This window comes from Brevibacillus sp. YAE8 (assembly GCF_057543335.1).
In genome coordinates this window covers 134,204-156,771 of the sequence record NZ_BAAIYG010000002.1, presented here as the reverse complement: position 1 = coordinate 156,771, position 22,568 = coordinate 134,204, and the positions used below count along the sequence as shown (strand labels likewise).

Genomic DNA, 22,568 nt, shown 5'->3' with positions numbered 1-22,568 from the left:
TCTCACCAAGGGGGGACAACTAACCATTATGGAGGCACTATGAAACACCTTTCCATAAAATCACTCATCTACCTGCTCTGCCTTGCCCTATGCGTCACACTCCTGCCCCCCGGAACCGTACTGGCAAACGAACCTTCCGAGTTGCCGCAAGCGCAGGACACACCCGTTGCCACCTCGACTCCGGAAGCAGCCGCAGAGGAACTCAGGCAGTCGATCGAAAACCAGCAGCTTGCTCCTGTAGAGGAACAAGCCTTAACAAAAGATCCAGCCACGTTTAGCGAAGCGGATATCGCCGCATTCACCTGGACACAGCTCGATGTCCAGACCGCCATCGAAATCCACCGGACGTATGACAAAGACCTGCTGAAATTCGCAGCCTATTTCTACTCCGATCTTCTGCAACTCCTTTCTCTGCAAGAACAAGAGGAAGCAAAAGCATTCTCCGAAGAAGAGCTGTTTGCCCGCTTCCGTGCTTTCGGACCGGACAAGCTACAGCTTTTAAACAGACTGACTCCGCTCGTCCAGGCGAAAATGCAGGAGCTCAGCCAACTGGAAGAAAGCATGGAAGCCCAGTCGACGACACCTCCAGCGGTGCAATTCACCGAAAAAGAACAGGAGTTTCGCTTCGCCCGCTCCAAGACAGAAAGTTCTGTAGACGAATTGTACCGGGCCGCCAACCTCGTCGAGCAGGATGTCTACCTGGAAGGCAAGCACGGCCTTGATGTCGTGTTGCAGCGCAGGTACCACTCTTTGAGCAGCAAAATCAGCGTGCCTACCTGGGATGAAGTAGAGTCCAAAAACGATGCGAACCCCTCTAACGAGAAGTTTGCTACCGGATGGGATTTCAATGTGCCCCGGATGGAGATTGTCACCAGAGGGCACAGGGTGTCCGTGAGCGACGATAATCGCAATCCCGGGCAAGAAATCTATTCGACCCGCATTGAGGACTACCCGGCAAGCAATTTGTACTATATTACGCTGGAAGACGGGACTTCTTTTGAATTTCTCCACACCCAGGTCCTCAAGTATCCTTACAGCGATGTCAAGCTGTCCATTGAGCGTATGGGCTACAATTACACCTTGTATTATCGCAACGTGAAGTACGAGTTCGATATTTACCGCGGAACCGTTGTGAAAACAAATATTTACGGCGATACAATCAAGTACACGCTGAACAGCGACGGCGAGTTGATGACCATCGAGGACAGCGTCGGGCGCTACATCGTCCTGAAAAGCAGACAGACCAACGATCTCACGCAAGACCTGTACGTCTACAAGGACAAGTCAGAGACGACCGTGCTCAAGCATATCCGCTACCATTTCGAAAAAAAATCAGCTCTGAGTATTTACACGCAGTTAAGCCGTGTGGAAGTGCTCCCGGTACCAGGAAGCGGAACGCAAGCGTACACGGTCGCGCGCTATACGTACCATAATCCGAAAACCAAAGGAATTGCGTATTTCAATCTGAACAAAAAATACACGCTGGATAAGCTGGTAACCGACCAGACGCTCCAGGAGTCACCCAAGTTCTGGGATTCAGACAAAAAGAATCGGAAGCAAATCGACTATCTGCTCTTGCAAGAAGCCACCTATCCATTGCAAGGGCTGTCCATCCAGTACGACTACCGCCCGTATCAACTGGAGCAAACCTCCTTCAAGGACGGGCTGGTGCGAATTTTCCAGGACAGATACGCGCTGAGCTACGTCGCCTACCATCCTGTCAACAAAGTGACGTACAGTTACACCTTACAAACACCAAAGGGCACGAACACGTACAAGCTGGAAAAAAGCTATGCGGACAACGACCAGTTTTACGAGCTGTGGAAAGTGCCCAAGGACCAGTTGCCTCGGCTCAAAAACATGGCCGACAGGCACGGCGATACGATCCAGGTCACGGAAACGGAGCCTTTCCGCTACACCCGTTCACTCCTGTTCCGCATCAACGCAGATGGAAATCCGCTCTTGAGAAGCGTGAAAACGACCGGAATCAGCAAAGGCGGAACCTCGATTTCCGGAGCCAAGTACCAGGTGTCGTATAACCCGACGACGTACACCACGTACGCCTATTCCGGCAGCCATACCAAGCCGACTTATCAGTACGTCTTTCTGGAGCCAGCTTCTGGCGTGGCAGATACGACTATTTTTCACCAATATTTGAAAGATCCAACCTTGTCCAAACGCGCCTCGTATGCCGCGAAAATCAACAACTACGCGCAAGAGACGTACTTCGAATACGACGACTACGGCCACCTGGTCAAGCAATTGACGCCAGACGGCATCTTGACGACCTGGACGTACGATCTGGAGAGCAAAAAAGGCTTCCGTGCGTTTTCCCAGTTGAAGGCCATGCGAACGCAGGCGACCTCCGCGTCCGGCGAGCCGTACTATTCGAACCTTTCCTACGAGTACAACGACCAGTATTTGCTGCGAAAAGAAACGGAAATTCACTCGTTCCCGGTGAACTTGTCGGGCTACAAAAGCCAGATTACCGAGCGAACCTATGAATACACGAATGCGCAGCTTTATTCGATCACGGAAAACTTTGGCGGAAAGACGAGGACGCAAACGTTTTCCGCATACGATTCATACGGCGTCCAGCCGACACAAATATCGTTGGCTGGAATCGAGCTGGAGAGCGGGAAAACGGACGTCCTGAACTTCTCACTGGAGATCGACAACCAAAGCCAGGTAAAAAGCCAGACGTACCCAAACGGCAGCAAAGTCACCTACGAATATGACACGCTGGGAAGAGTCCTCACCGAGAGCTTCCGCCACCAGGGCGCGACCCGCACCACCACGTATGTGTATCGGGACGGCGACGCATCCGGCACGAGCGCGGAGGGGCCGGGGATCGTCGAGAGAATTTTGCCGGACTCGTCTCGGGTCATCACCTACTACACGCCATACGGAGACATCGCCTATCAGGAACAGAGAGGGACGAGCGGAGGCAAACGCCCGCTGGTAGAAAACGAGTTTACCCCGGACGGTATGCAGATCAGCCGCACGATTCCATACGGAAACCAGGCGCAGAGCACCACATATGCCTACGATTGGGACGGCTTCGTCTACCAGACCACGAACGCCCTGGGAACGACCCGCTCCCATCGGGCCAATGCGTATTCAGACGGCACCCGCTATTTGCCGCGCCTGACCGAGCAAACGTTGTCCCCGAACGGCTACATCGTCACCACCTACCGCGACCTGTACGGGCGGGTGGAGAGCGTGGAAGAAACGACGCAACGAGGCAGCCACCGCCGCGTGACCACCTACCAGACCGACCGCTTCGGAAAAGTCACGGACAAAGAAGTCTCGGACGGCAGCACCTCCCAACGCTGGACGATGCGCTACGATCACAACGACCAGTTGGTCTATTTGCGCGACCCGGAAAACAACATCCACGAATACAGCTACGACGGACTCGGCAACCTGACCACCGTGCTCGAAAACGGCACGCCCACTGCCGTGTACACGTATAACGCGCTGTCCTGGAAGCTGTCCGAGAAGAACCCGGAGACCAAAGCCGAGCAGTACACCTATGAAAAAAACGGTGCCGTCAAAACGTTCAAAGCCAAAAACGGCGTCCTTTTCAGCTACCAATATTCGCCGTTCAACGAAAGGACGAAGGTATCCGCAGGCAGCGGCTTCTACGAAGAACGCACCTACGATCCGCTCTCCGGCTCGCTTTTGACGGAAACAAACAACAACGGCCAAACCGTCCGCTACGGCTACGACGAATACCGCCGCCTGAACCGCCAAACGATGATGGGAAAAGACTACCAGCTCGTCTACACCGACCACGATGAGGCCATCGACGCCATCGTCTATCCATCCCGCAGCGCGGTTTCCGGCTCGGCTCCCGCCTTGCGCGTCGATTACACCTACGACAATGCCAGCCGCCTCAGCGCCGTAACCATTCCCGGCGTAGGCACGACGAGCTACACCTACGACATGAACAACAACGGAGAGACGAACACCGTCTCCTACCCCGGCCAGTCGTCGGCAATGCAAAAGACGATCAGCTCCTTTGCCGAGATCACGGGGATGAACCACGCCGACGGCTGGAACGAAACCAACGGCTACGACCTGTTCGGCAACATCACGAGCCAAAAGCGCGGCGGAGCCAACTACGGCACGTTCGCTTACGACAAACTGTCCCGGATCAAAGAAGAAACGATCCAGGGCAACACCCGCCAGTACGCCTACGACCGCCGCGGCAACCGCCAAATCTATGCCAACGCGCCCGCCGACTCGACGCGCAGCTACGAACTGAAACACGACTTGCTGAATCGCCTGACCGAATACAAGGACGCCAAAGGCACAACGACGTACACGTACTATCCAGGCGGTCTGCGCGCGACGAAACAGCAGACCGGAAGCGTAACGGACACGACCCACTATGTGTACTTGAACGGGCAAGTGATCGAGGAGCTGACCCAGGACGGCCGGGTCAAAGCCCGCAACGTCTTCGGTAACCAACTGATCTGGCGAAAAGACTACACGACGAACCAGGAAGGAACTTACTACTACAACAGCCACGGGGATGTCGTGAAGATCAAAGGTTCGAGCGGGAATGTGTTGAATACGTATGAGTACGACATCTGGGGTAACTTGATTGCGGACAAAGTCAAGGAAACGATGATGAACCCGTTTGCGTATGCAGGGGAGATGTACGACAAGGAGAGCGGTTTTTACTACCTGCGTGCCCGGTATTATGATCCGAAGATGGGGAGGTTTGTGTCGGAGGATACGGTTAAGGGGCAGGTGGATAATCCGCTGTCGTTGAATCGGTATACGTATACACATAATAATCCGTTGCGGTTTGTTGATCCCAGTGGGCATGATATTGGACCAGTTGAAGGTAATGGCGGCTTTGATAAACAAAGAATAGAACAACTAATGAACGATGTAATTACTGGACGAGTTGATTACGATAGCCTCCCTTCTGATCAAAAGGCTATGCTCAAAGCTTATAGTGATAACATGAAGAGGCAAGCTGTAAAGGATTATTGGTTCTCGGATACAGTCACTGGGTTTGCGTCTGGATTTACATTGGGGGTTGAAGCGGTTGAAGTAGCAGGGGTGATAAATGCTACTCGTGCTTTATCACCTAAAACTAATCAAGTAACCTCAACTAAATTTGTTCCAACTCCTGCCACTAACAAACAGCTTGCCGATAGTGTTGCACAAAAATTTGGCGGTACTGTTCAAACAGCCAAAGGGGATGGCTGGGCTATTAAGATTCCTGTAACATTGAATGGAAAGCAGGATGTTATTTCTCTTAGAGTCATGAACTCAAGTAAACACAATGATAATTATTGGAGGCTATCAATAGGTTCAAAAGGAACAGTAGATATCAATGGAAATTTTTCAAATGAGATTAAGCCAACGCACATTAAGATTACAGAAAACTCATTTGACGATATTTCACGGATTATTGAGAGATTTATTAATCCATAGAGCGAGGATGTGTTAACCCATGTTAAAATTTGAAGATATGATAGGGAGGCTGTGGGGTTGTAGAGTCTATGACTATAATATTGACATGCTTCAGCACAGTATTTCTTTAGATGTAGTTAGAAATTACGATGGAACAGAGGAAAAATTTGAAGTGGTTTTCAAAAATGTTCTCTCATTCGTTTGGATTAACGATTGTGGAGAAACACGGAAAGTTCTTTCAGAGTGGGAGTTTCTTGACCTAGTCTCGTTTGACACTGTCAGTGATACGGCTATACGTATTATTGGAGATGAATTTGCTTCACAGTATTGTGCTACTCCAAATATATGCATTGAGATTTGGAACTCAATTCTGTTGATTGAAGCTGAGAAGGTAATTATCGGAAATCAAGAGTTTGTTTTGAATTAGTGAAACTTATTCCAAACCCCAGACGAGTAATCAGCTACTCGTCTGGGGTCTCTTTTGCATTTGTTGCCACTTGGCGGCGGTTGAGATAGCCACCACCACTAATAAAAAACAGTCGCATTCTTCCCTTGCCGCTTTGCCTTATACATCTTCTGATCCGCTCTTTTAATCAGCTTTGCCTCATCTGTTCCGTGGTCAGGATACACGCTGACCCCGATGCTCCATGTGACTTCTACAGCATGTCCACCTATCTCAATAGGTTGACTGCACGCCTGGAAAATGCGGTGGATGGCTTGCTGAATGTCGTTTTCGCTGTCGATACGTTCCAGAACGATAATAAATTCATCGCCGCCATACCGGCAAATAAAAGCCTCTTCATGCAGACAGCTTGTTAACCGAATCGCAATATGCTGCAGGAGCCGATCCCCAAAATCATGCCCCAGCGTGTCGTTAATCTGTTTAAAATTGTCCAGGTCCATAAATAACAGCGCTGCTTTTTGTTCGTTTCCTGGACGTTTCATGAGCTGAGAGAGCCGCTGGTGCAAGAAACGGCGGTTGGGCAAGTCTGTCAAGGAATCGTAGAGTGCTTGATGGCTAATCTTTTTCTCCAGCTCTTTGGTTTCGCTAATGTCACGAGCAATTGTAGAAAAAAACTGAACCGCTCCGTTTTCTGATTTATGAGCAACAATCATTTGCGAGACAGGGGTTTCTGTCCCATCTTGTTTCAGGATCGCCGTTTCCCCTTTCCACCTGCCTGTCTGGATGGCGGTCGCAATCCTTTCCTTTTCAATTAATTCTCGCGCCCATGGCGGATTCCAGGAGGCAAAAGGGACGTTTTCTTCGCTCGCGATCCCCAGCATTTGCCGCGCAGCGGGGTTCAGATACATGGTCTTTCCGTTCACGTCGGCTGTCGCAATGAAATCAGGAGAGGCTTCAATGATATCCAGCAGTTGCTGCTGTCTGCGTTCCGCTTCCTTGCGCGCGGTAATGTCCCGGTCTACCCCTCGATACCCGACACATTCGCCGTTCTCGTCCAGAATCGGGGTTTCCGCTCGTTTCCAGAATCACTTCGTGGCCATCTCGATGAATGTTAATGTTCTCCAGGCTTTTAATCGGTTGTTTCTGGGTAACGAGTTTATAAAAGAGAGGCCTGATGCGTTCCGCTTCTTCCGGCTTCATCAAATCAAAAGGGGTTTTTCCGACGACCTCTTCAGGGGAATAGCCCAGTATTTCCTGGATTCTTGGGCTTGCATACGTGTACACGCCTTGCCCGTTGACTTCCCATATCCAATCGCTTACCTGCTCGACAAGATCGCGGAATCGTTCCTCGTTGTTTAGCAAAACCTCTTTCGGTTCTTTTGGTGGAGTCATCTACAAGCCTCCAGTGGTATTTAGAATAAATGACACGACCCCTCCATACGATTGTAACATTCAATTTCGGCCAAACGAACGCGATAACGCTATATAGAAACTACGTTGTTTACTTGATATTTACCATTTCCGTTTGGGGGCGAAACCATGAAAAAACTCATTCCGTTAACACTGCTCGCATGCATGACTCTTCCATTATGTACGCCAGCCGTCGTCCAGCAAGTATCAGCAAGCGCCACTCACGATTACCGCTCCGAAGTCCAGTCCCACCAATTTCGCCCGCACAGTGGGGACAAGCAGGAGGTAGCAGATTTTGCCCAGGCGCTGGCGAAGCATCGGGCGAATCCGGCTGAGCTGGAGAAGCTGCTGGCCAAAGACTCGTTGAACCATTTTGCGATGCAAGACTATGAAAAAGGGTTGGCGCTGTTCAAGTCCGTTCAGGTCGTCGAGGCCGTGCCGGAGAAGCTGTACACGGTGACAAAGGAAGATGCCTACAACAATTACCGCGCCATCGTGAAGTTCAAATATGTCGGCTATACGGCAGACAACAAAGCGATCGAAAAAACAGATTGGATCGGCCTCGTCAAACGCGGCAGTATGGACGGGGCCGCCTGGCAGGCATGGGGCGTCATCTGGCAAGATTCCGGGATCGATGTGTCCGATGTGAGGCTGATCCAGCTCGAAAAGCCGCAAAAAGGAGAAGAAATAGGCGTGATAACCACAGATGCGGGGGTCATCAAGCTCAGGCTGTTTCCGGACAAGGCTCCGAAAGCGGTGGAAAACTTTAAGACGCTGGCCAAAAAAGGCGCCTACAACGACATGATTTTTCACCGGGTCATCAACGATTTCATGATTCAGGCAGGCGAACTGACAGGGCCGGATGGCAAGGAGCTGCCAAGCATATACGGCCAAGATTTTGAAGACGAGTTTAACCGCGACCTGTTCAATTTCCGCGGAGCGCTCAGCATGGGCAACGCGGGACCCAATACGAACAGCACACATTTTTATATCGTACAAAGTCCCAAGGTAGATCAGGAGTACCTCGATCTATCCGCGCTCCCATTGAATGCAGAAGCAAGTACAAGGAAATAGGCGGACGGGCCTACCTGGACAACCGCCACACGGTATTTGGGCATGTGTTTGAAGGGATGGAAGTCGTCGACAAGATTGCCGCGCAAAAAACGGATGAGACGGCAAGGCCGCTGAACAATCCGGTGAAGGTGCAGAAGATCGAGTTTGTCATTTACAATCCGTAAACGCAACAGAAACCAGGTACCCCCTTTCAGCCCGATGCTTTTGGGAGAACAGGGGGCTTTTTGCGAAAAAAAGCAGCTCAAAACGGTTCCCAGCGCAGTTTCCGCGCCTGCTGGAAGCGCTCCTGCACGTAGGGCCAATGGACGATGTTCCACCAGTTTTCCACGTATTTGTCCCGCTGGTTTTGATACTGGAGAAAATAGGCGTGCTCCCAGACGTCCAGCACGAGCAGCGGGACCGTATCCCATTGCGCCAGGTTTTGATGCTTTTCCGCCGTCAAGATTTCCAGGTGCTGGGCGCGCGGTGACCAGACGAGGATCGCCCAGCCGGGGCCTTCCACTTTTCTGGCTGCCTGGGAAAACTGCTGCTTGAATGCGTCAAAAGACCCGAAGTACCGCTGAATCGCTTCAGCCAGGTCGCCTGTTGGCGTGCCGCCTCCGTGCGGGCTCATGGAAGGCCAGAAAATCGTATGCAAATAATGGCCAGCTCCGTTAAAAGCCAGCTCGCGCTCCCAGTGGCGAATCAAGTCGTAGTTGCCGCTTTGGCGGGCTTCGACCAGCTTTCGCTCCGCCGTATTCAGATCGTCTACGTACTTCTGGTGCAGCTTCTCGTGATGAATGCGCATCGTCTGCTCGTCGATATACGGCTCAAGGGCGTTCGGCGCGTACGGCAGCGGAGGAAGCGTATGACGGCCAGGGGCGACGGGCCGTGCGACGCGAACCGGCTCGCGTGCGGTGTCTCGCACGGCCTGGTAGGCAGCAGGAGCGGGGATGGCAGCCTGGTTCATCTGCACGGGTGTGACTGCGAGCGCCTCCTTTGCTCCTTGTACCGCTTCCGTTTCCAAAAGCTCCTCGCGCGCCATTGTCGGCTCGTCGAACCGTTCATCCTCCGTAAGCTGGGCCAGCCGCAAAAAATGGTGGAACTGCTCCTGTACTTGCTCTGCCCGCGCGATGAGCGCCGGGAGCAACTCTATTGCTTCGGTCTTATCCATCCGCGTAGCCTGTCTTCCTATTTTGGTAAAAGATTCTTCAAATTTGTGCAGATGCCGCTCCAGCTCCCGGTTCAGTGTTTTTTGTCTCCGCAAATGATCGATCCATTGGCAGCCCCACTGACTCCAATCCAGCAATTGCTTGGTTTTCTCTTCCAAAAAAATTCCTCCTCACTTGGGCGCATCTCATTTTCAGATTATGAACGCAGCCCAGAGAAGGTGCGACATTCGCGGAGTACAAGAAAATTAAACTCGGCATATGGTAGTAGCACAAATGTTTGAGTGGTATGCTGTACTATATTCATTACAACAGGGGAGACACATTTGCATGAGTAGAGATGGAGCGATTGCCGTCATTGATTCAGGAGTGGGAGGATTGACCGTAGCCAAAGAAGTCATGCGTCAGCTACCCGAAGAAACGATCATCTACGTAGGAGACAACGCGCGGTGCCCGTACGGCTCCAAGTCCCCGGAAGAGATTCGGACATACAGCTTTCAAATGATTGATTACGTCATGAATACGCCGCTCAAGGCGCTGGTGATTGCCTGCAATACGGCAACAGCGGTCGTCCTGGAGGAAGCGATGGCTTATTTGCCGCTGCCGGTGATCGGGGTGATCGAGCCGGGAGCGCGTGCAGCCGTTTCGGTGACCAAAAATGGACGGGTTGGCGTGATCGGAACCGAGATGACGATTCGCACGAAAGCATACGAACGTGCCCTCTTGCGTGCCGAGCCGGATTTGTATGTGGTGGGCAAGGCTTGTCCGGCGTTCGTACCGCTGGTGGAAAATCATCAGGCGAACTCGGACCAGGCGCGCATGATCGTAAAAGAAGCATTGGCGCCTTTGCTCGCGGAGAATCTGGACACTTTGATTCTCGGCTGTACCCACTATCCGCTCTTGGCGCCCGTGATCCAGGAGGTCATGGGAGAGGGCGTCCGGTTAATCAGCTCCGCCGAGGAAACAGCGCGCGAGTTGTCCGTCCAGATCGCTCCGTTGGCTGGTCGCGGACAGCAAGAGCCGGGCCAGCATCTGTTCGTCACGAGCGGAGACGCTGAGCGCTTCCGGGCGATCGCCGAAGAGTGGCTGGCCAGCAAGGTGAACGTCCTGCATCACTCCCTGGAAAAATCGGTACAGCCGTAAAAACGCGGCTGGCTGTCCTTTTTGCCAGACAAACTTTCAACGCATAAACCCAAGCCCTGCTCGTATACATGGTAGTACAAAGTGTCTGGAGGAGGCTGGGGAAATGAAGATGGGACACATAGGCAAAATGACGGCCGTTCTGGGGGTAAGCGCCGTGCTTTTGTCGGGCTGCGGTCTGTTTGGCCCGGAATCGGAAACGAGCAGCATCGACGCACCGCCACAGTCACAGGTTTCAGCCGATCAGCCAAACGGTACAGTTTCACCCGATGTCGCCGTCCAAGGCAGCGAGCAAGCGGTCCAACAGACAAGTGACAAGACCGTCTATCTGCTCGACGCAAACGGCTACGTCGTACCGGTGTCGCTGACGCTTCCGAAATCAGAAGGTCCTGCCAAGCAAGTGTTGAGCTACATGGTCAAGGGCGGGCCTGTTGAGAGCATGCTGCAGGGAGGCTTTTCAGCCGTGCTGCCGGCAGGGACGGAAGTGAAAGGATTGGTTATCAAAGACGGCGTGGCGACGGTGGACTTTTCCAAAGAGTTCAAAACGTATGAGGAAAAAGACGAGAAAAAAATTCTCGACGCAGTGACGCGGGCGCTGACCGAGTTTTCCAACGTCAAGACGGTGCAAATCTGGGTGAACGGAACACCGCTTACCGAGATGCCGGCCGCCAGCACGCCGATTACGCAGTTGGACCGCAACCACGGGGTCAATCTGGAGCTGGCGGACGGAGCGACACCGGGCAATACGTCAGCGGTCACGGTTTATTTCCAGGGGCAACTGGATGACAAGCGCACGTACTACGTTCCGGTCACCCGTCTCGTTCCGGAGACAGCGGACATCGCCAAGGCGACCGTGGAGGAGCTTATCAAAGGGCCGAAGCAAGGCTCGCAACTGTTCAGCTCCCTGCTGCGGACGACCCGCGTGCTGGACGTAAAACAGGAGAAAGACCTGATTACCGTCAACCTGAGCAGCGACATTCTCAAGTACGACGACGGCAAGGAAGCAAGCCCGGAGGCGCTGCAATCCCTCGTGCTTTCCTTGACGGACTCGACGGGAGCCAAGCAGGTGCAGCTTCTCGTCGAGGGCAAACCGCTTGCCAGCGGCGATTTTACGAAGCCTGTGAGCCGTCCGTTGCAGCTCAACCCGATCGCGTTTTAATTCCGTCAAGCCTGCCTACCCACGCCCGAATGTTGCGAGCGTGGTTTTTTCTTTTCCAAACATTTTTTCGCGCCCCTTTACCGCCAAAAAAGAGTCAACCGAATATTTGCAATTGCTGTAAATAAGGCAGAGTCGTTTGGGCAGTGGCAGATCGTTTCCTGCCTCTGGTATAATGAGCGGAGTGTATCAAAGCGATTTAGGAGGAACTTGGAATGAGAGTGGATGGCCGTGCCCATGACCAGTTGCGCCCAGTAACGATTACGCGCAATTACATTAAACACGCAGAAGGATCGTGCCTGATCGAAGTCGGAGACACCAAGGTAATTTGTACGGCAACTCTGGAGGATCGGGTACCGCCTTTCATGCGTGGCGGCGGGAAGGGCTGGATCACAGCCGAGTACTCCATGCTTCCCCGCGCGACAGCGACCCGCAACGCGCGTGAGTCTTCCAAAGGCAAGGTCGGAGGACGGACGATGGAAATTCAGCGTCTGATCGGCCGCGCGCTGCGTTCGGTGGTGCATCTGGAGGCGATGGGAGAACGCACGATCTGGCTGGATTGCGACGTGATTCAGGCGGACGGCGGTACGCGCACCGCTTCCATCACGGGCGCGTATGTGGCGATGGTCGACGCGATGCAAAAGCTGGTGGAGAGCGGCGTCTGGAAGCAACTGCCGCTGAACGATTTTCTGGCGGCGACCTCTGTTGGGGTGATCGGCGAAGAGACCGTGCTGGATTTGAACTACAAAGAAGACTCGACAGCGACGGTGGACATGAATGTCGTCATGACAGGCAAAGGCAAGTTCGTCGAGCTGCAAGGCACCGGCGAGGACGCGCCGTTTTCCCCGGAGCAGTTGCAGGAGATGATCGCGCTTGCGAAAATCGGGATCGGCAATCTGATCCAGAGCCAGAAGCAGGCGCTCTCTGATGTTCCCCTGACGTTTGCCGAAAACGTAGCGGAGGAAAGCCATGTCTGATCGAAAAAAAGTCGTCCTGGCGACACGCAACCAGGGAAAAGTGAAAGAGTTCAACCGACTGTTTGCCGATTACGGCTGGGAAGGCATCAGCCTTGCGCAGTACGAGGGCGTGCCGGAAGTGGTGGAGGACGGGGACACGTTTGAAGCCAATGCGCTGAAAAAGGCAATCGAAATCTCTACATACTTGCAACTGCCGGCTCTTGGCGACGACTCCGGGCTGGAGGTGGACGCGCTGGACGGACGCCCGGGCGTCTACTCCGCCCGATACGCCGGGGAAGAAGCGACAGACGAACAAAACTGGCGCAAGCTGCTGCACGAGCTAGAAGACGTGCCGATGGAGCAGCGCACCGCGCGTTTTCGCTGCACGCTGGCGCTGGTCGTTCCGGGCGAGGAGCCGATTATCGCGACGGGCGCCTGTGAAGGGCTGATCGCTCGCGAGCCAAAAGGAACAAACGGCTTCGGCTACGACCCCGTCTTCTACATTCCCGAGCTGGAAAAAAGGATGGCGGAGCTTTTGCCGGAGGAAAAGAACCAGATCAGCCACCGGGCCAAAGCGATGCAGAAGCTCTTGGAAGTGCTGAAATAGCGGGCGCACAGCCTGACAGAAGAGAACACGGGAGAGTGAGGCGCGATGGGCATTCTCGTCGTAAGTGACAGCCACGGTCTTGTCCGCGAAGTTGCTCAGGTGGCAGACCGACATTCGGTCGACAAAATTTTGCATTGCGGCGATTTTTGCGTCGACCACAAGCGCGAGCCGTTTTCCCGGATGACGCTTGTGCGAGGCAACTGTGATGCGACTTCTGAGGTTCCTGTCGAGCAGCAGACCAACTGGCGGGACCTGCACATCCTGCAAACGCACGGGCACCTGTTCGGAGTCAAAAGCTCGCTCCTTCGCCTGCATTACCGGGCCGAGGAAGTCGGCGCAAACGTGGTCGTCTTCGGTCACTCGCACGTTCCGGCCTGTGGCGTGGAGCGGGATATTTTGTTTTTGAATCCGGGCAGCCTGCAGTTGCCGAGAGGTTTTGACGTGCCGACCTACGCGATCATCGAGGAGACGGGCGTCACGCCAAAAACGGTTCAGGTGGCCGTCACCTTTTACGACTACCAGGGCAACGTGGTGCGTGATTTGGGCGGAAGCTATTCGATTCGGCGCTGAATCGAGTGGCTTCTTGTCAAATAAAAGATTTATGCTATACTAGAATGGTTATAATGGCTAGAATATTATCATCCGAGCCTGCGAAGATACCATGGCGCGGCTGGCGATGTTCTGTTGATTCGATTTAGGAGGGGAAGTTTACGTGGCAGCAAATTGGGAAAAGGTAGAGAATAACCAGGGAGTCCTGACGGTTGAAGTAGATGCTTCGCAAGTAGACGCAGCATTGGATCAAGCGTTTAAAAAAGTTGTGCAAAAGGTTCAGGTTCCAGGATTCCGCAAAGGAAAAGTACCGCGCAAAATGTTCGAATCCCGTTTTGGTGTGGAGTCTCTGTACCAAGACGCGCTCGATATTCTGCTTCCAGCCGCTTACGGACAAGCTGTTCGTGAAACTGGCATCGAGCCGGTAGATCGTCCAGAAGTAGACGTAGAGCAAATGGAAAAAGGGAAAAACCTGATCTTCAAAGCTACTGTAACCGTGAAGCCAGAAGTGAAGCTCGGCGACTACAAAGGTCTGACCATCGAAGAAAAAGACTTCACTGTGACTGACGAGACCGTGGATGCTGAACTGAAGCGCATGCAAGAGCGTCACGCTGAACTGGTAGCAGTAGAAGAAGGCGCTGCCCAAGAAGGCGATATCGTTGTCATTGATTTCGAAGGCTTCCAAGACGGTGTTGCATTCGAAGGCGGAAAAGCAGAAGACTACTCTCTGGAACTGGGTTCCGGCACTTTCATCGCTGGCTTTGAAGAGCAACTTGTAGGTCTTGCTATCGGCGATGAAAAAGAAATCAAGGTAACCTTCCCGGAAGAGTACCATTCTCCTAACCTCGCTGGCAAAGAAGCGGTATTCAAAGTGAAATTGAACAGCCTGAAGCGCAAAAACCTGCCAGTGCTGGACGACGAGTTCGCAAAAGACGTGAGCGAGTTCGACACGCTGGAAGAGCTGAAAGCTGACACCAAGAAAAAACTCGAAGAAAAAGCTGCGCAAGAAAAAGAACAGTATGTTCGCGAACAACTGGTTCTGAAAGCAGCGGAAAACGCGGAAATCGATCTGCCGGCTGTGATGGTTGAGCACGAGCTGGACCAAATGGTGAACGAGTTCGGCCAACGCCTCCAATACCAAGGCATGACACTGGAGTTGTACTACCAGTTCTCCGGTATGGACGAAAGCCAACTGCGCGACCAACTGCGTGCAGATGCGACCTCCCGCGTGCGCACATCTTTGACACTGGAAGCAATCGGCAAAGCGGAAAAAATCGAAGCGACAGAAGAAGATGTAACCGAAGAGCTGAACAAGCTGGCTGGCGTTTACGGCCGTCCTGCTGACGAGCTGCGCAAAATCTTCACTGCCCAAGACAACATGCTGGCACTGTACCGCGACGTGCAAATTCGCAAAACAGTCGATTTCCTGGTTGCACAAAGCAAAGTAAGCGCATAAGCTTAGGAAGAACGCATGATTGGCCAGTGGTCAGGCTCTCTTGGCCACTGGCTGTACCAACTACAAGGCACGATGCACTCGTGCCTTGTTTTTCCACCATCGACTTTTTGGTAAAATCCTTCTCAACTAAAGGGCGACCCCTTTTACCGCAAAGGAGGAAAGATACATAATGCTGATCCCAATGGTCATCGAGCAAACAAGCAGAGGCGAGCGCTCCTACGATATTTACTCGCGCCTCTTGAAAGACCGGATTATTCTGCTCGGCACGGAGATTGACGATGAAGTTGCCAATCTGGTAGTGGCCCAACTGCTCTTTTTGCAGGCGGAAGATCCGGAAAAAGACATTTCGCTATACATAAACTCTCCAGGCGGTTCTGTAACAGCAGGTATGGCTATCTACGACACGATGCAGTACATCAAGCCGGATGTGTCCACGATTTGCGTGGGCATGGCTGCCAGCATGGGGGCGTTTCTCCTCGCTGCTGGCGCCAAAGGCAAGCGCTTTGCTTTGCCAAACAGCGAAGTGATGATTCATCAGCCACTCGGAGGCGTGCGTGGACAGGCAGAGGACATCCGTATTCACGCGGAATGGATTCTGAAAACGAAGCGCCAGCTTAACCAGATATTGTCCGAGCGTACAGGTCAACCGTATGAGCGGGTCGAGCTGGATACTGATCGCGACAACTTCATGAGTGCAGAAGAAGCCAAGGCCTATGGATTGATTGACACGATTATCGAACGCAAAAACTGACCCGTTGTGAGGTGAAGCGCATGTTTAAGTTTAACGACGACAAAGGCCAACTGAAGTGCTCCTTCTGCGGCAAGTCCCAGGAACAGGTGCGCAAGCTGGTAGCCGGTCCTGGCGTTTACATTTGTGACGAGTGTATCGAACTGTGCAACGAAATTGTGCAGGAAGAGCTGGGCACGGAAGAAGAAATCGACATGAAAGAAATTCCGAAGCCTGTGGAAATCCGCAAAATCTTGGACGACTATGTCATCGGCCAGGACTTGGCGAAAAAATCGCTGTCTGTAGCGGTGTACAACCACTACAAGCGGATTAACTCCGGGGCGAAGATCGAGGATGTGGAGCTGCAAAAGTCCAACATTCTGCTGATCGGGCCGACAGGTAGCGGGAAAACATTGCTCGCGCAAACGCTGGCGCGCATCTTGAACGTGCCGTTTGCGATCGCGGACGCCACCTCTCTGACGGAGGCCGGCTACGTGGGCGAAGACGTGGAAAACATTTTGCTCAAGCTGATCCAAGCTGCTGACTACGATGTGGAAAAAGCCGAAAAAGGCATCATCTACATCGATGAAATTGATAAAGTCGCACGCAAGTCGGAAAACCCTTCGATTACGCGCGACGTTTCCGGCGAAGGCGTGCAGCAGGCTCTCCTGAAAATTTTGGAGGGCACGGTTGCCAGCGTTCCACCGCAAGGCGGACGCAAGCATCCGCATCAGGAATTTATCCAGATCGACACGTCGAACATTTTGTTCATCTGTGGCGGTGCATTCGATGGGGTAGAGCAAATCATCAAGCGTCGTCTGGGCAAAAAGGTAATCGGCTTCGGCGCTGATTTTGCCGATGGTGTCAAAGGCGATCTGAAAGCGGGCGAGTACCTCAAGTACATCCTGCCGGAAGACTTGCTGAAATTCGGCCTGATCCCAGAGTTCGTCGGCCGTTTGCCAGTTCTGGCTACATTGGAGCCGCTGGACGAGGAGACGCTCGTGCGCATCTTGACCGAGCCGAAAAACTCGCTGGTGAAGCAGTATCAAAAACTGCTCAGCCTGGACGGCGTCGAGCTGGAGTTTGATGCCGGCGCCCTCCTGCAAATTGCCAAAGAGGCGATCAAGCGCAATACCGGTGCGCGCGGACTGCGTGCCATCATCGAGCAGATCATGCTCGACATGATGTATGAGCTGCCTTCCCGCGAGGACGTGACCAAGTGCGTCATCACGGAAGAAACGGTGCGCGACAAAGTGAAGCCGCGCCTTATGACCAAAGAAGGCCGCGAGTTGCACGGCGAAACTGCATAATCGTTGTTTGAGCGAACCATCCCGCTTTTGCGGGGTGGTTTTTGTTATTTCAAGAGACGTTGCTACCTTCTTCCATATTCATCCAGTTGGCTTTGCGGGTTTATGGTTTACGTACTCGTTTGCGGGGCAATACTACTTGATATCGTTGAAGAGACGCTTTTACATATGCGTAAAAAAGCTGCAAGGACGCATGGGAGGGACTGCATATGGACTATACCACGTTGGTCATTGCTGTCATTGAAGTGGTTGTTGGAATTGTGATTGGCACCTACTTCTGGAATTTGCTGCGAGCGCAGAGAAACACGAAAACTTCCACGGAAAAAGAATCGCGAAAAGATCTGGACACGATTCGCAGAATGAGAATGATCGCCTTGACAGAACCGTTGTCAGAAAAAACACGGCCCGCTACCCTGGAGGAAATCGTAGGGCAGGAGGATGGGCTGCGGGCGTTGCGTGCCGCGCTGTGCGGACCGAACCCGCAGCACGTCATCATCTACGGACCGCCGGGAGTGGGCAAGACCGCTGCTGCCCGGGTCGTGCTGGAAGAAGCGAAGAAAAACAAGCTTTCGCCTTTTAATGCGGACGCCAAGTTTATCGAAATTGACGCGACGATTGCCCGGTTTGACGAGCGGGGGATTGCGGACCCGCTGATCGGCTCTGTTCACGACCCGATCTACCAAGGGGCGGGCTCGCTCGGTCAGGCCGGCATTCCCCAGCCGAAGCCGGGCGCGGTAACGAAAGCGCACGGAGGCATGCTTTTTCTCGATGAGATCGGGGAGCTTCACCCTGTGCAAATGAACAAGTTGCTGAAAGTGCTCGAAGACCGCAAAGTCATGCTGGAAAGCGCCTATTACAGCGAGGAAAACAACCAGATTCCGTCGCATATTCACGATGTGTTCAAATACGGGCTGCCCGCCGATTTCCGTCTCGTAGGGGCGACGACACGGCTTCCCGAGGAACTGCCCGCTGCTTTGCGCTCTCGTTGTCTGGAGATTTTCTTCCGGCCGTTGAAAGGCGCGGAAATCGGCAGCATCGTGCGCACAGCCGTTCCCAAGATGCAGATGACCATCGAGGACAGTGCAGTGGCAGTCATCGAGCGTTACGCCACCAATGGCCGCGAAGCGATCAACACGCTGCAAATCGCCGCAGGGATTGCGCTCACCGAGGAACGCAATACGATCATCGCGCAAGATGTGGAGTGGGTCGTACACAGCAGCCAAAAATCGCCCCGCCCCGAAAAGCAGGTGCACGATACGCCACAGGTGGGGCTGGTGAACGGGCTTGCCGTTTACGGGCCGAACATGGGCAGCGTCATGGAGCTGGAAGTGACGGCTACGCCAACCTCCGTGCCTGGTCAGGGCCGAATGACGATGACGGGCATGGCCGAGGAAGAGGAAATGGGCAGCCGCAGCCGCACGATTCGCCGGAAATCCATGGCCAAAGGGTCGATCGAAAACGTCCTGACCGTGTTGAACCGGATGGGAGTTCGTCCGTACGATTACGATCTGCATGTCAACTTCCCGGGCGGAGTCCCTGTCGACGGACCTTCCGCGGGGATCGCGATTGCGGTCGCCATCTATTCGGCGATTATGGAAGTACCGGTAGACAACCTGCTCGCCATGACGGGCGAAGTGAGCATTCACGGCAAGGTGAAGCCGGTGGGCGGCGTGGTCGCCAAGGTCGAGGCGGCCCGGCAGGCGGGAGCGACGCGCGTGCTGATTCCCGAAGAAAACTGGCAGAGCATTTTCGCTGACATGAAGGGCATCGAGGTGATTCCGGTTTCGACCGTCTCGCAAGTCATGGAACTGGCTGTGCCGAAGGTCGCTGTGCAGGATGAGGAAGCGCCTGGATTTACCTTGCAGATTCCGGCGGAGGATTTGGCCTCCTCGCCAATGACGCTCTAACAGTCGCAAGCGCCCGCGGATTAGACATCGGATTGTGTTTGCGCTACAATGGTAAAAAGCTTCTGCTTGCAAAGAGCCCGGGGCCCTACCCGGCCTGTAACGGGCTCCCCAAATGCTGGAGATGGACGCGTCAAAATGACTGTCTGTTCTACGTGTCGTTTGGGGTGATTCGGATATGCCGGGTGGGCAAAAAACGGCTTTGGGAGCCGTTTTTGTCTGTTATCAGGCTCTTGGCAAGAAGGGATAGATCAACAAGGAGAGGTGCATCCGCTTGGGCGAACGTTCCGGTAAACGAGAATTACCGCTTCTCCCGTTGCGAGGATTGCTTGTGTATCCGACCATGGTACTCCACCTGGACGTTGGACGGGAAAAGTCCATCCGCGCACTGGAGCAAGCCATGGTGGACGACAACAAGATTTTGCTTGCGACTCAGGAAGAGGTCCACATAGAGGAGCCAGATGCAGAGCAAATCTACAGCATCGGTACCGTTGCGCGCGTGAAACAAATGCTGAAGCTGCCAAACGGCACAATCCGTGTGCTGGTGGAGGGGCTGCAACGCGCAAAGATTGAGGAATATCTTCAACAGGAAGATTATTTCGTCGTGTCCATTACATACTTGCAAGAGGAAAAAACGGAGGAAAATGAAGTAGAAGCTCTGATGCGTTCGCTGCTCAACCACTTCGAGCAATACATCAAGCTGTCGAAAAAAGTTTCCCCCGAGACGCTTACATCCGTAACAGACATCGAAGAACCGGGCCGACTGGCTGACGTGATTGCTTCCCATCTGCCGCTGAAAATGAAGGATAAACAGGAGATTTTGGAGACGGTCAACATCAAGGAGCGGCTCGAAATTCTTTTGGATATTTTGAACAACGAGCGCGAGGTGCTGGAGCTGGAGCGCAAGATCGGCAACCGCGTGAAAAAGCAGATGGAGCGCACGCAAAAGGAATACTACTTGCGCGAGCAGATGAAAGCCATTCAAAAAGAGCTCGGCGACAAGGACGGCCGTCAGGGAGAAGTGGATGAGCTGCGCGGGCAGTTGGAGAAATCCGACGCTCCCGAAAGAATCAAGGCGAAAATCGAAAAAGAGCTGGAACGACTGGAAAAGATGCCAGCCACTTCTGCAGAAGGCTCGGTCATCCGGACGTACATCGACACGCTGCTCGCTCTGCCGTGGACGAAGACGACGGTGGACAATCTCGACATTCACCACGCGCAAGAAGTGCTCGACGAGGATCACTACGGTCTGGAAAAGCCGAAGGAGCGCGTGCTGGAATATTTGGCTGTGCAAAAGCTCGTCAACTCGATGCGCGGGCCGATTCTCTGTCTGGTTGGACCTCCCGGCGTCGGGAAAACTTCCCTCGCGCGCTCGATCGCACGCGCACTGGAGCGCAAGTTCGTGCGCATTTCGCTCGGGGGCGTGCGTGACGAAGCCGAGATTCGCGGGCATCGCCGCACCTACGTGGGCGCGCTGCCAGGCCGCATCATCCAGGGGATGAAGCAGGCGGGCACGATCAATCCGGTCTTTTTGCTGGATGAGATCGACAAGCTGGCGTCCGATTTCCGGGGCGACCCGGCATCGGCGCTCCTGGAAGTGCTGGACCCGAACCAAAACGACAAGTTCAGCGACCACTATATCGAAGAGACGTACGACTTGACGAATGTCATGTTCATCACGACGGCGAACAGCCTCGACACGATTCCGCGCCCGCTTTTGGACCGGATGGAGGTCATTTCGATCTCCGGCTACACCGAGCTGGAGAAGCTCAACATCATGCGCGGCTACTTGCTGCCGAAGCAGATGGAAGAACACGGGCTTGGCAAGGATAAGCTGCAAGTGCACGAGGACGCCATGCTCAAGCTCATCCGCCTGTACACGCGCGAAGCTGGCGTGCGCAATCTGAACCGCGAAGCCGCCAACGTCTGCCGGAAAGCCGCCAAGCTGATCGTCAGCGGGGAGAAAAAGCGCGTCGTCGTCACCGCGAAGACACTGGAGACGCTGCTCGGCAAACCGCGCTACCGCTATGGCCTGGCGGAGAAAAAAGACCAGATCGGCTCGGTGACAGGCCTCGCCTGGACGCAGGCAGGCGGCGATACGCTGAACGTAGAGGTCAGTATCCTGCCAGGAAAAGGAAAACTCACCTTGACCGGAAAGCTCGGCGATGTCATGAAGGAATCCGCGCAGGCGGCCTTCAGCTACATTCGCTCGCGTGCCGAGCAGTGGGGGATTGACCCGCTTTTCCACGAGAAAAACGACATCCACATCCACGTTCCGGAGGGCGCGATTCCAAAAGACGGCCCGTCCGCAGGAATTACGATGGCGACCGCACTTGTATCGGCGCTCGCGCAAATCCCTGTGAAAAAAGAAGTGGGGATGACGGGCGAAATCACCCTGCGCGGAAGAGTTTTGCCGATTGGCGGCCTGAAGGAAAAGTGCATGTCCGCGCATCGCGCTGGCTTGACGACGATTATTTTGCCAAAAGACAACGAGAAAGACATTGAAGATATACCGGAGAGCGTGCGAAAAGAACTGACCTTCTATCCGGTCGAGCACTTGGATGAAGTGTTGAGCCACGCCCTGACCAGACAGCCGACAGCAGGTGAAAAAGCATGAAAGTAACTTCAGCCGAGTTCGTCATCAGCGCTGTCGGACCGAAGCAATACCCGGAGGACGGCCTGCACGAGATCGCTCTCGTCGGCCGCTCCAACGTGGGCAAGTCTTCGCTGCTCAACAAAATGATGAACCGCAAAGGGCTCGCGCGCATCAGCTCACGGCCAGGGAAGACCCAGACGCTGAACTACTTCCGCGTCAACCAGATGCTCTACTTCGTCGACTTTCCCGGCTACGGCTACGCCAAGGTTGCGAAGACGATCAAGGAACAATGGGGAAAGATGATCGAGGGCTATCTGAAAAAACGGAAAGAGCTGCGGTTCGTCATCCAGCTCGTCGACATTCGCCACGCTCCTTCCAAGGACGACGTGGCGATGTACGAATGGTGCAAACAGATCGGCATTCCGACGGTCGTCGTCGCGACCAAGGGCGACAAAATTGCCCGCGGACGCTGGCTGCAACATACGAAGATCATCCGCCAGACGTTGAACATGCGCGGTGACGATACGATCATCGTGTTTTCTTCGGAGACAGGTCAAGGCAAGGATGAGCTGTGGGGCGAAATCTTGCGCCGACTGCGGGAAAAAGACCAGCCTGCGCAGGTGGAAGCAGCGGAGGCGACTGACGCTTCTGTGTCGGCAGCAGCCGCGAGCGAGCGGGAACAGTAACGCAGATACCGTC

General features: G+C 53.8%; 16 protein-coding genes and 1 pseudogene. 14 read left to right on the top strand and 3 right to left on the bottom strand.

Going from position 1 to position 22,568, the window contains the following annotated elements:
• The first annotated feature begins 39 nt into the window (after positions 1-39).
• Both AC27IT_RS03660 and AC27IT_RS03655 read left to right on the top strand, forming a co-directional pair.
• Positions 40-5,457 carry an RHS repeat domain-containing protein gene (locus AC27IT_RS03660; RefSeq protein WP_487091600.1) on the top strand — a complete coding sequence of 1,806 codons (5,418 nt, stop codon included), beginning with the start codon at positions 40-42 and terminating at the stop codon, positions 5,455-5,457.
• A 19-nt stretch (positions 5,458-5,476) separates the two neighbouring features.
• Positions 5,477-5,863, top strand: coding sequence for a YxiG family protein (locus tag AC27IT_RS03655; protein WP_025846980.1), 387 nt, complete (start codon positions 5,477-5,479; stop codon positions 5,861-5,863).
• Positions 5,864-5,961: 98 nt separating this feature from the next.
• On the opposite strand, the gene AC27IT_RS03650 is transcribed toward AC27IT_RS03655, so the two are convergent.
• Positions 5,962-6,798: a diguanylate cyclase domain-containing protein gene (locus AC27IT_RS03650; RefSeq protein ID WP_487091654.1), complete on the bottom strand. Its 837-nt coding sequence runs from the start codon at positions 6,796-6,798 to the stop codon at positions 5,962-5,964.
• Positions 6,794-7,231: a PAS domain-containing protein gene (locus tag AC27IT_RS03645; RefSeq protein WP_238500912.1), complete on the bottom strand. Its 438-nt coding sequence runs from the start codon at positions 7,229-7,231 to the stop codon at positions 6,794-6,796. Before AC27IT_RS03645 ends, AC27IT_RS03650 begins: the two co-directional genes overlap by 5 nt.
• Positions 7,232-7,894: 663 nt before the next feature.
• Between AC27IT_RS03645 and AC27IT_RS03640 the strand changes: the two are divergent.
• Positions 7,895-8,487 (top strand): annotated as a pseudogene (locus AC27IT_RS03640) (peptidylprolyl isomerase).
• Between the two features lie 77 nt (positions 8,488-8,564).
• Here the strand turns inward: AC27IT_RS03640 and AC27IT_RS03635 are convergent.
• Complete coding sequence (locus AC27IT_RS03635; RefSeq protein WP_487091599.1) at positions 8,565-9,632, bottom strand: superoxide dismutase; 1,068 nt, start codon at positions 9,630-9,632, stop codon at positions 8,565-8,567.
• A 169-nt stretch (positions 9,633-9,801) separates the two neighbouring features.
• Here AC27IT_RS03635 and racE point away from each other — a divergent pair, with 169 nt between their 5' ends.
• From racE to yihA, 11 genes are all read left to right on the top strand, one after another.
• Positions 9,802-10,614, top strand: a complete 813-nt coding sequence (racE, locus tag AC27IT_RS03630) for a glutamate racemase (protein ID WP_122952965.1) — start codon at positions 9,802-9,804, stop codon at positions 10,612-10,614.
• 103 nt (positions 10,615-10,717) lie between these two features.
• On the top strand, positions 10,718-11,770 hold the full coding sequence (locus tag AC27IT_RS03625; protein ID WP_026558434.1) for a GerMN domain-containing protein: 1,053 nt from the start codon (positions 10,718-10,720) through the stop codon (positions 11,768-11,770).
• 212 nt (positions 11,771-11,982) lie between these two features.
• Positions 11,983-12,744: a ribonuclease PH gene (gene rph / locus AC27IT_RS03620; protein ID WP_007782491.1), complete on the top strand. Its 762-nt coding sequence runs from the start codon at positions 11,983-11,985 to the stop codon at positions 12,742-12,744.
• Entirely contained in the window at positions 12,737-13,330 is a 594-nt protein-coding gene (locus tag AC27IT_RS03615) for an XTP/dITP diphosphatase (protein WP_005826547.1), read from the top strand. The genes rph and AC27IT_RS03615 overlap by 8 nt, the downstream gene beginning before the upstream one ends.
• Positions 13,331-13,375: 45 nt before the next feature.
• A complete protein-coding gene (locus AC27IT_RS03610; protein WP_005826546.1) occupies positions 13,376-13,900 on the top strand; it encodes a metallophosphoesterase family protein in 525 nt (174 codons plus the stop codon).
• Between the two features lie 142 nt (positions 13,901-14,042).
• Complete coding sequence (tig, locus tag AC27IT_RS03605; RefSeq protein ID WP_005826545.1) at positions 14,043-15,335, top strand: trigger factor; 1,293 nt, start codon at positions 14,043-14,045, stop codon at positions 15,333-15,335.
• Positions 15,336-15,504: 169 nt separating this feature from the next.
• Positions 15,505-16,086: an ATP-dependent Clp endopeptidase proteolytic subunit ClpP gene (gene clpP / locus AC27IT_RS03600; RefSeq protein ID WP_005826544.1), complete on the top strand. Its 582-nt coding sequence runs from the start codon at positions 15,505-15,507 to the stop codon at positions 16,084-16,086.
• A 20-nt stretch (positions 16,087-16,106) separates the two neighbouring features.
• Positions 16,107-17,372, top strand: a complete 1,266-nt coding sequence (gene clpX, locus AC27IT_RS03595; protein ID WP_005826543.1) for an ATP-dependent protease ATP-binding subunit ClpX — start codon at positions 16,107-16,109, stop codon at positions 17,370-17,372.
• 206 nt (positions 17,373-17,578) lie between these two features.
• The gene (gene lonB, locus AC27IT_RS03590) at positions 17,579-19,276 is read left to right on the top strand and encodes an ATP-dependent protease LonB (protein ID WP_487091598.1); all 1,698 of its coding nucleotides are present in this window, start codon (positions 17,579-17,581) and stop codon (positions 19,274-19,276) included.
• Positions 19,277-19,547: 271 nt separating this feature from the next.
• Positions 19,548-21,890 (top strand): endopeptidase La, encoded by a 2,343-nt coding sequence (lon, locus tag AC27IT_RS03585; RefSeq protein WP_487091597.1) that lies wholly within the window; start codon positions 19,548-19,550, stop codon positions 21,888-21,890.
• The gene (gene yihA, locus AC27IT_RS03580; RefSeq protein WP_005826540.1) at positions 21,887-22,555 is read left to right on the top strand and encodes a ribosome biogenesis GTP-binding protein YihA/YsxC; all 669 of its coding nucleotides are present in this window, start codon (positions 21,887-21,889) and stop codon (positions 22,553-22,555) included. Before lon ends, yihA begins: the two co-directional genes overlap by 4 nt.
• Positions 22,556-22,568: the final 13 nt, after the last annotated feature.

Excerpts from the sequence above, each read along its gene's own strand:
- rph (WP_007782491.1), top strand. The coding sequence starts at position 11,983 with ATGAGAGTGGATGGCCGTGCCCATGACCAGTTGCGCCCAGTAACGATT.
- AC27IT_RS03645 (WP_238500912.1), bottom strand. The coding sequence starts at position 7,231 with ATGACTCCACCAAAAGAACCGAAAGAGGTTTTGCTAAACAACGAGGAA.
- lonB (WP_487091598.1), top strand. The coding sequence starts at position 17,579 with ATGGACTATACCACGTTGGTCATTGCTGTCATTGAAGTGGTTGTTGGA.
- AC27IT_RS03625 (WP_026558434.1), top strand. The coding sequence starts at position 10,718 with ATGAAGATGGGACACATAGGCAAAATGACGGCCGTTCTGGGGGTAAGC.
- clpX (WP_005826543.1), top strand. The coding sequence starts at position 16,107 with ATGTTTAAGTTTAACGACGACAAAGGCCAACTGAAGTGCTCCTTCTGC.
- AC27IT_RS03660 (WP_487091600.1), top strand. The coding sequence starts at position 40 with ATGAAACACCTTTCCATAAAATCACTCATCTACCTGCTCTGCCTTGCC.
- racE (WP_122952965.1), top strand. The coding sequence starts at position 9,802 with ATGAGTAGAGATGGAGCGATTGCCGTCATTGATTCAGGAGTGGGAGGA.
- AC27IT_RS03655 (WP_025846980.1), top strand. The coding sequence starts at position 5,477 with ATGTTAAAATTTGAAGATATGATAGGGAGGCTGTGGGGTTGTAGAGTC.
- clpP (WP_005826544.1), top strand. The coding sequence starts at position 15,505 with ATGCTGATCCCAATGGTCATCGAGCAAACAAGCAGAGGCGAGCGCTCC.
- AC27IT_RS03610 (WP_005826546.1), top strand. The coding sequence starts at position 13,376 with ATGGGCATTCTCGTCGTAAGTGACAGCCACGGTCTTGTCCGCGAAGTT.
- yihA (WP_005826540.1), top strand. The coding sequence starts at position 21,887 with ATGAAAGTAACTTCAGCCGAGTTCGTCATCAGCGCTGTCGGACCGAAG.
- AC27IT_RS03615 (WP_005826547.1), top strand. The coding sequence starts at position 12,737 with ATGTCTGATCGAAAAAAAGTCGTCCTGGCGACACGCAACCAGGGAAAA.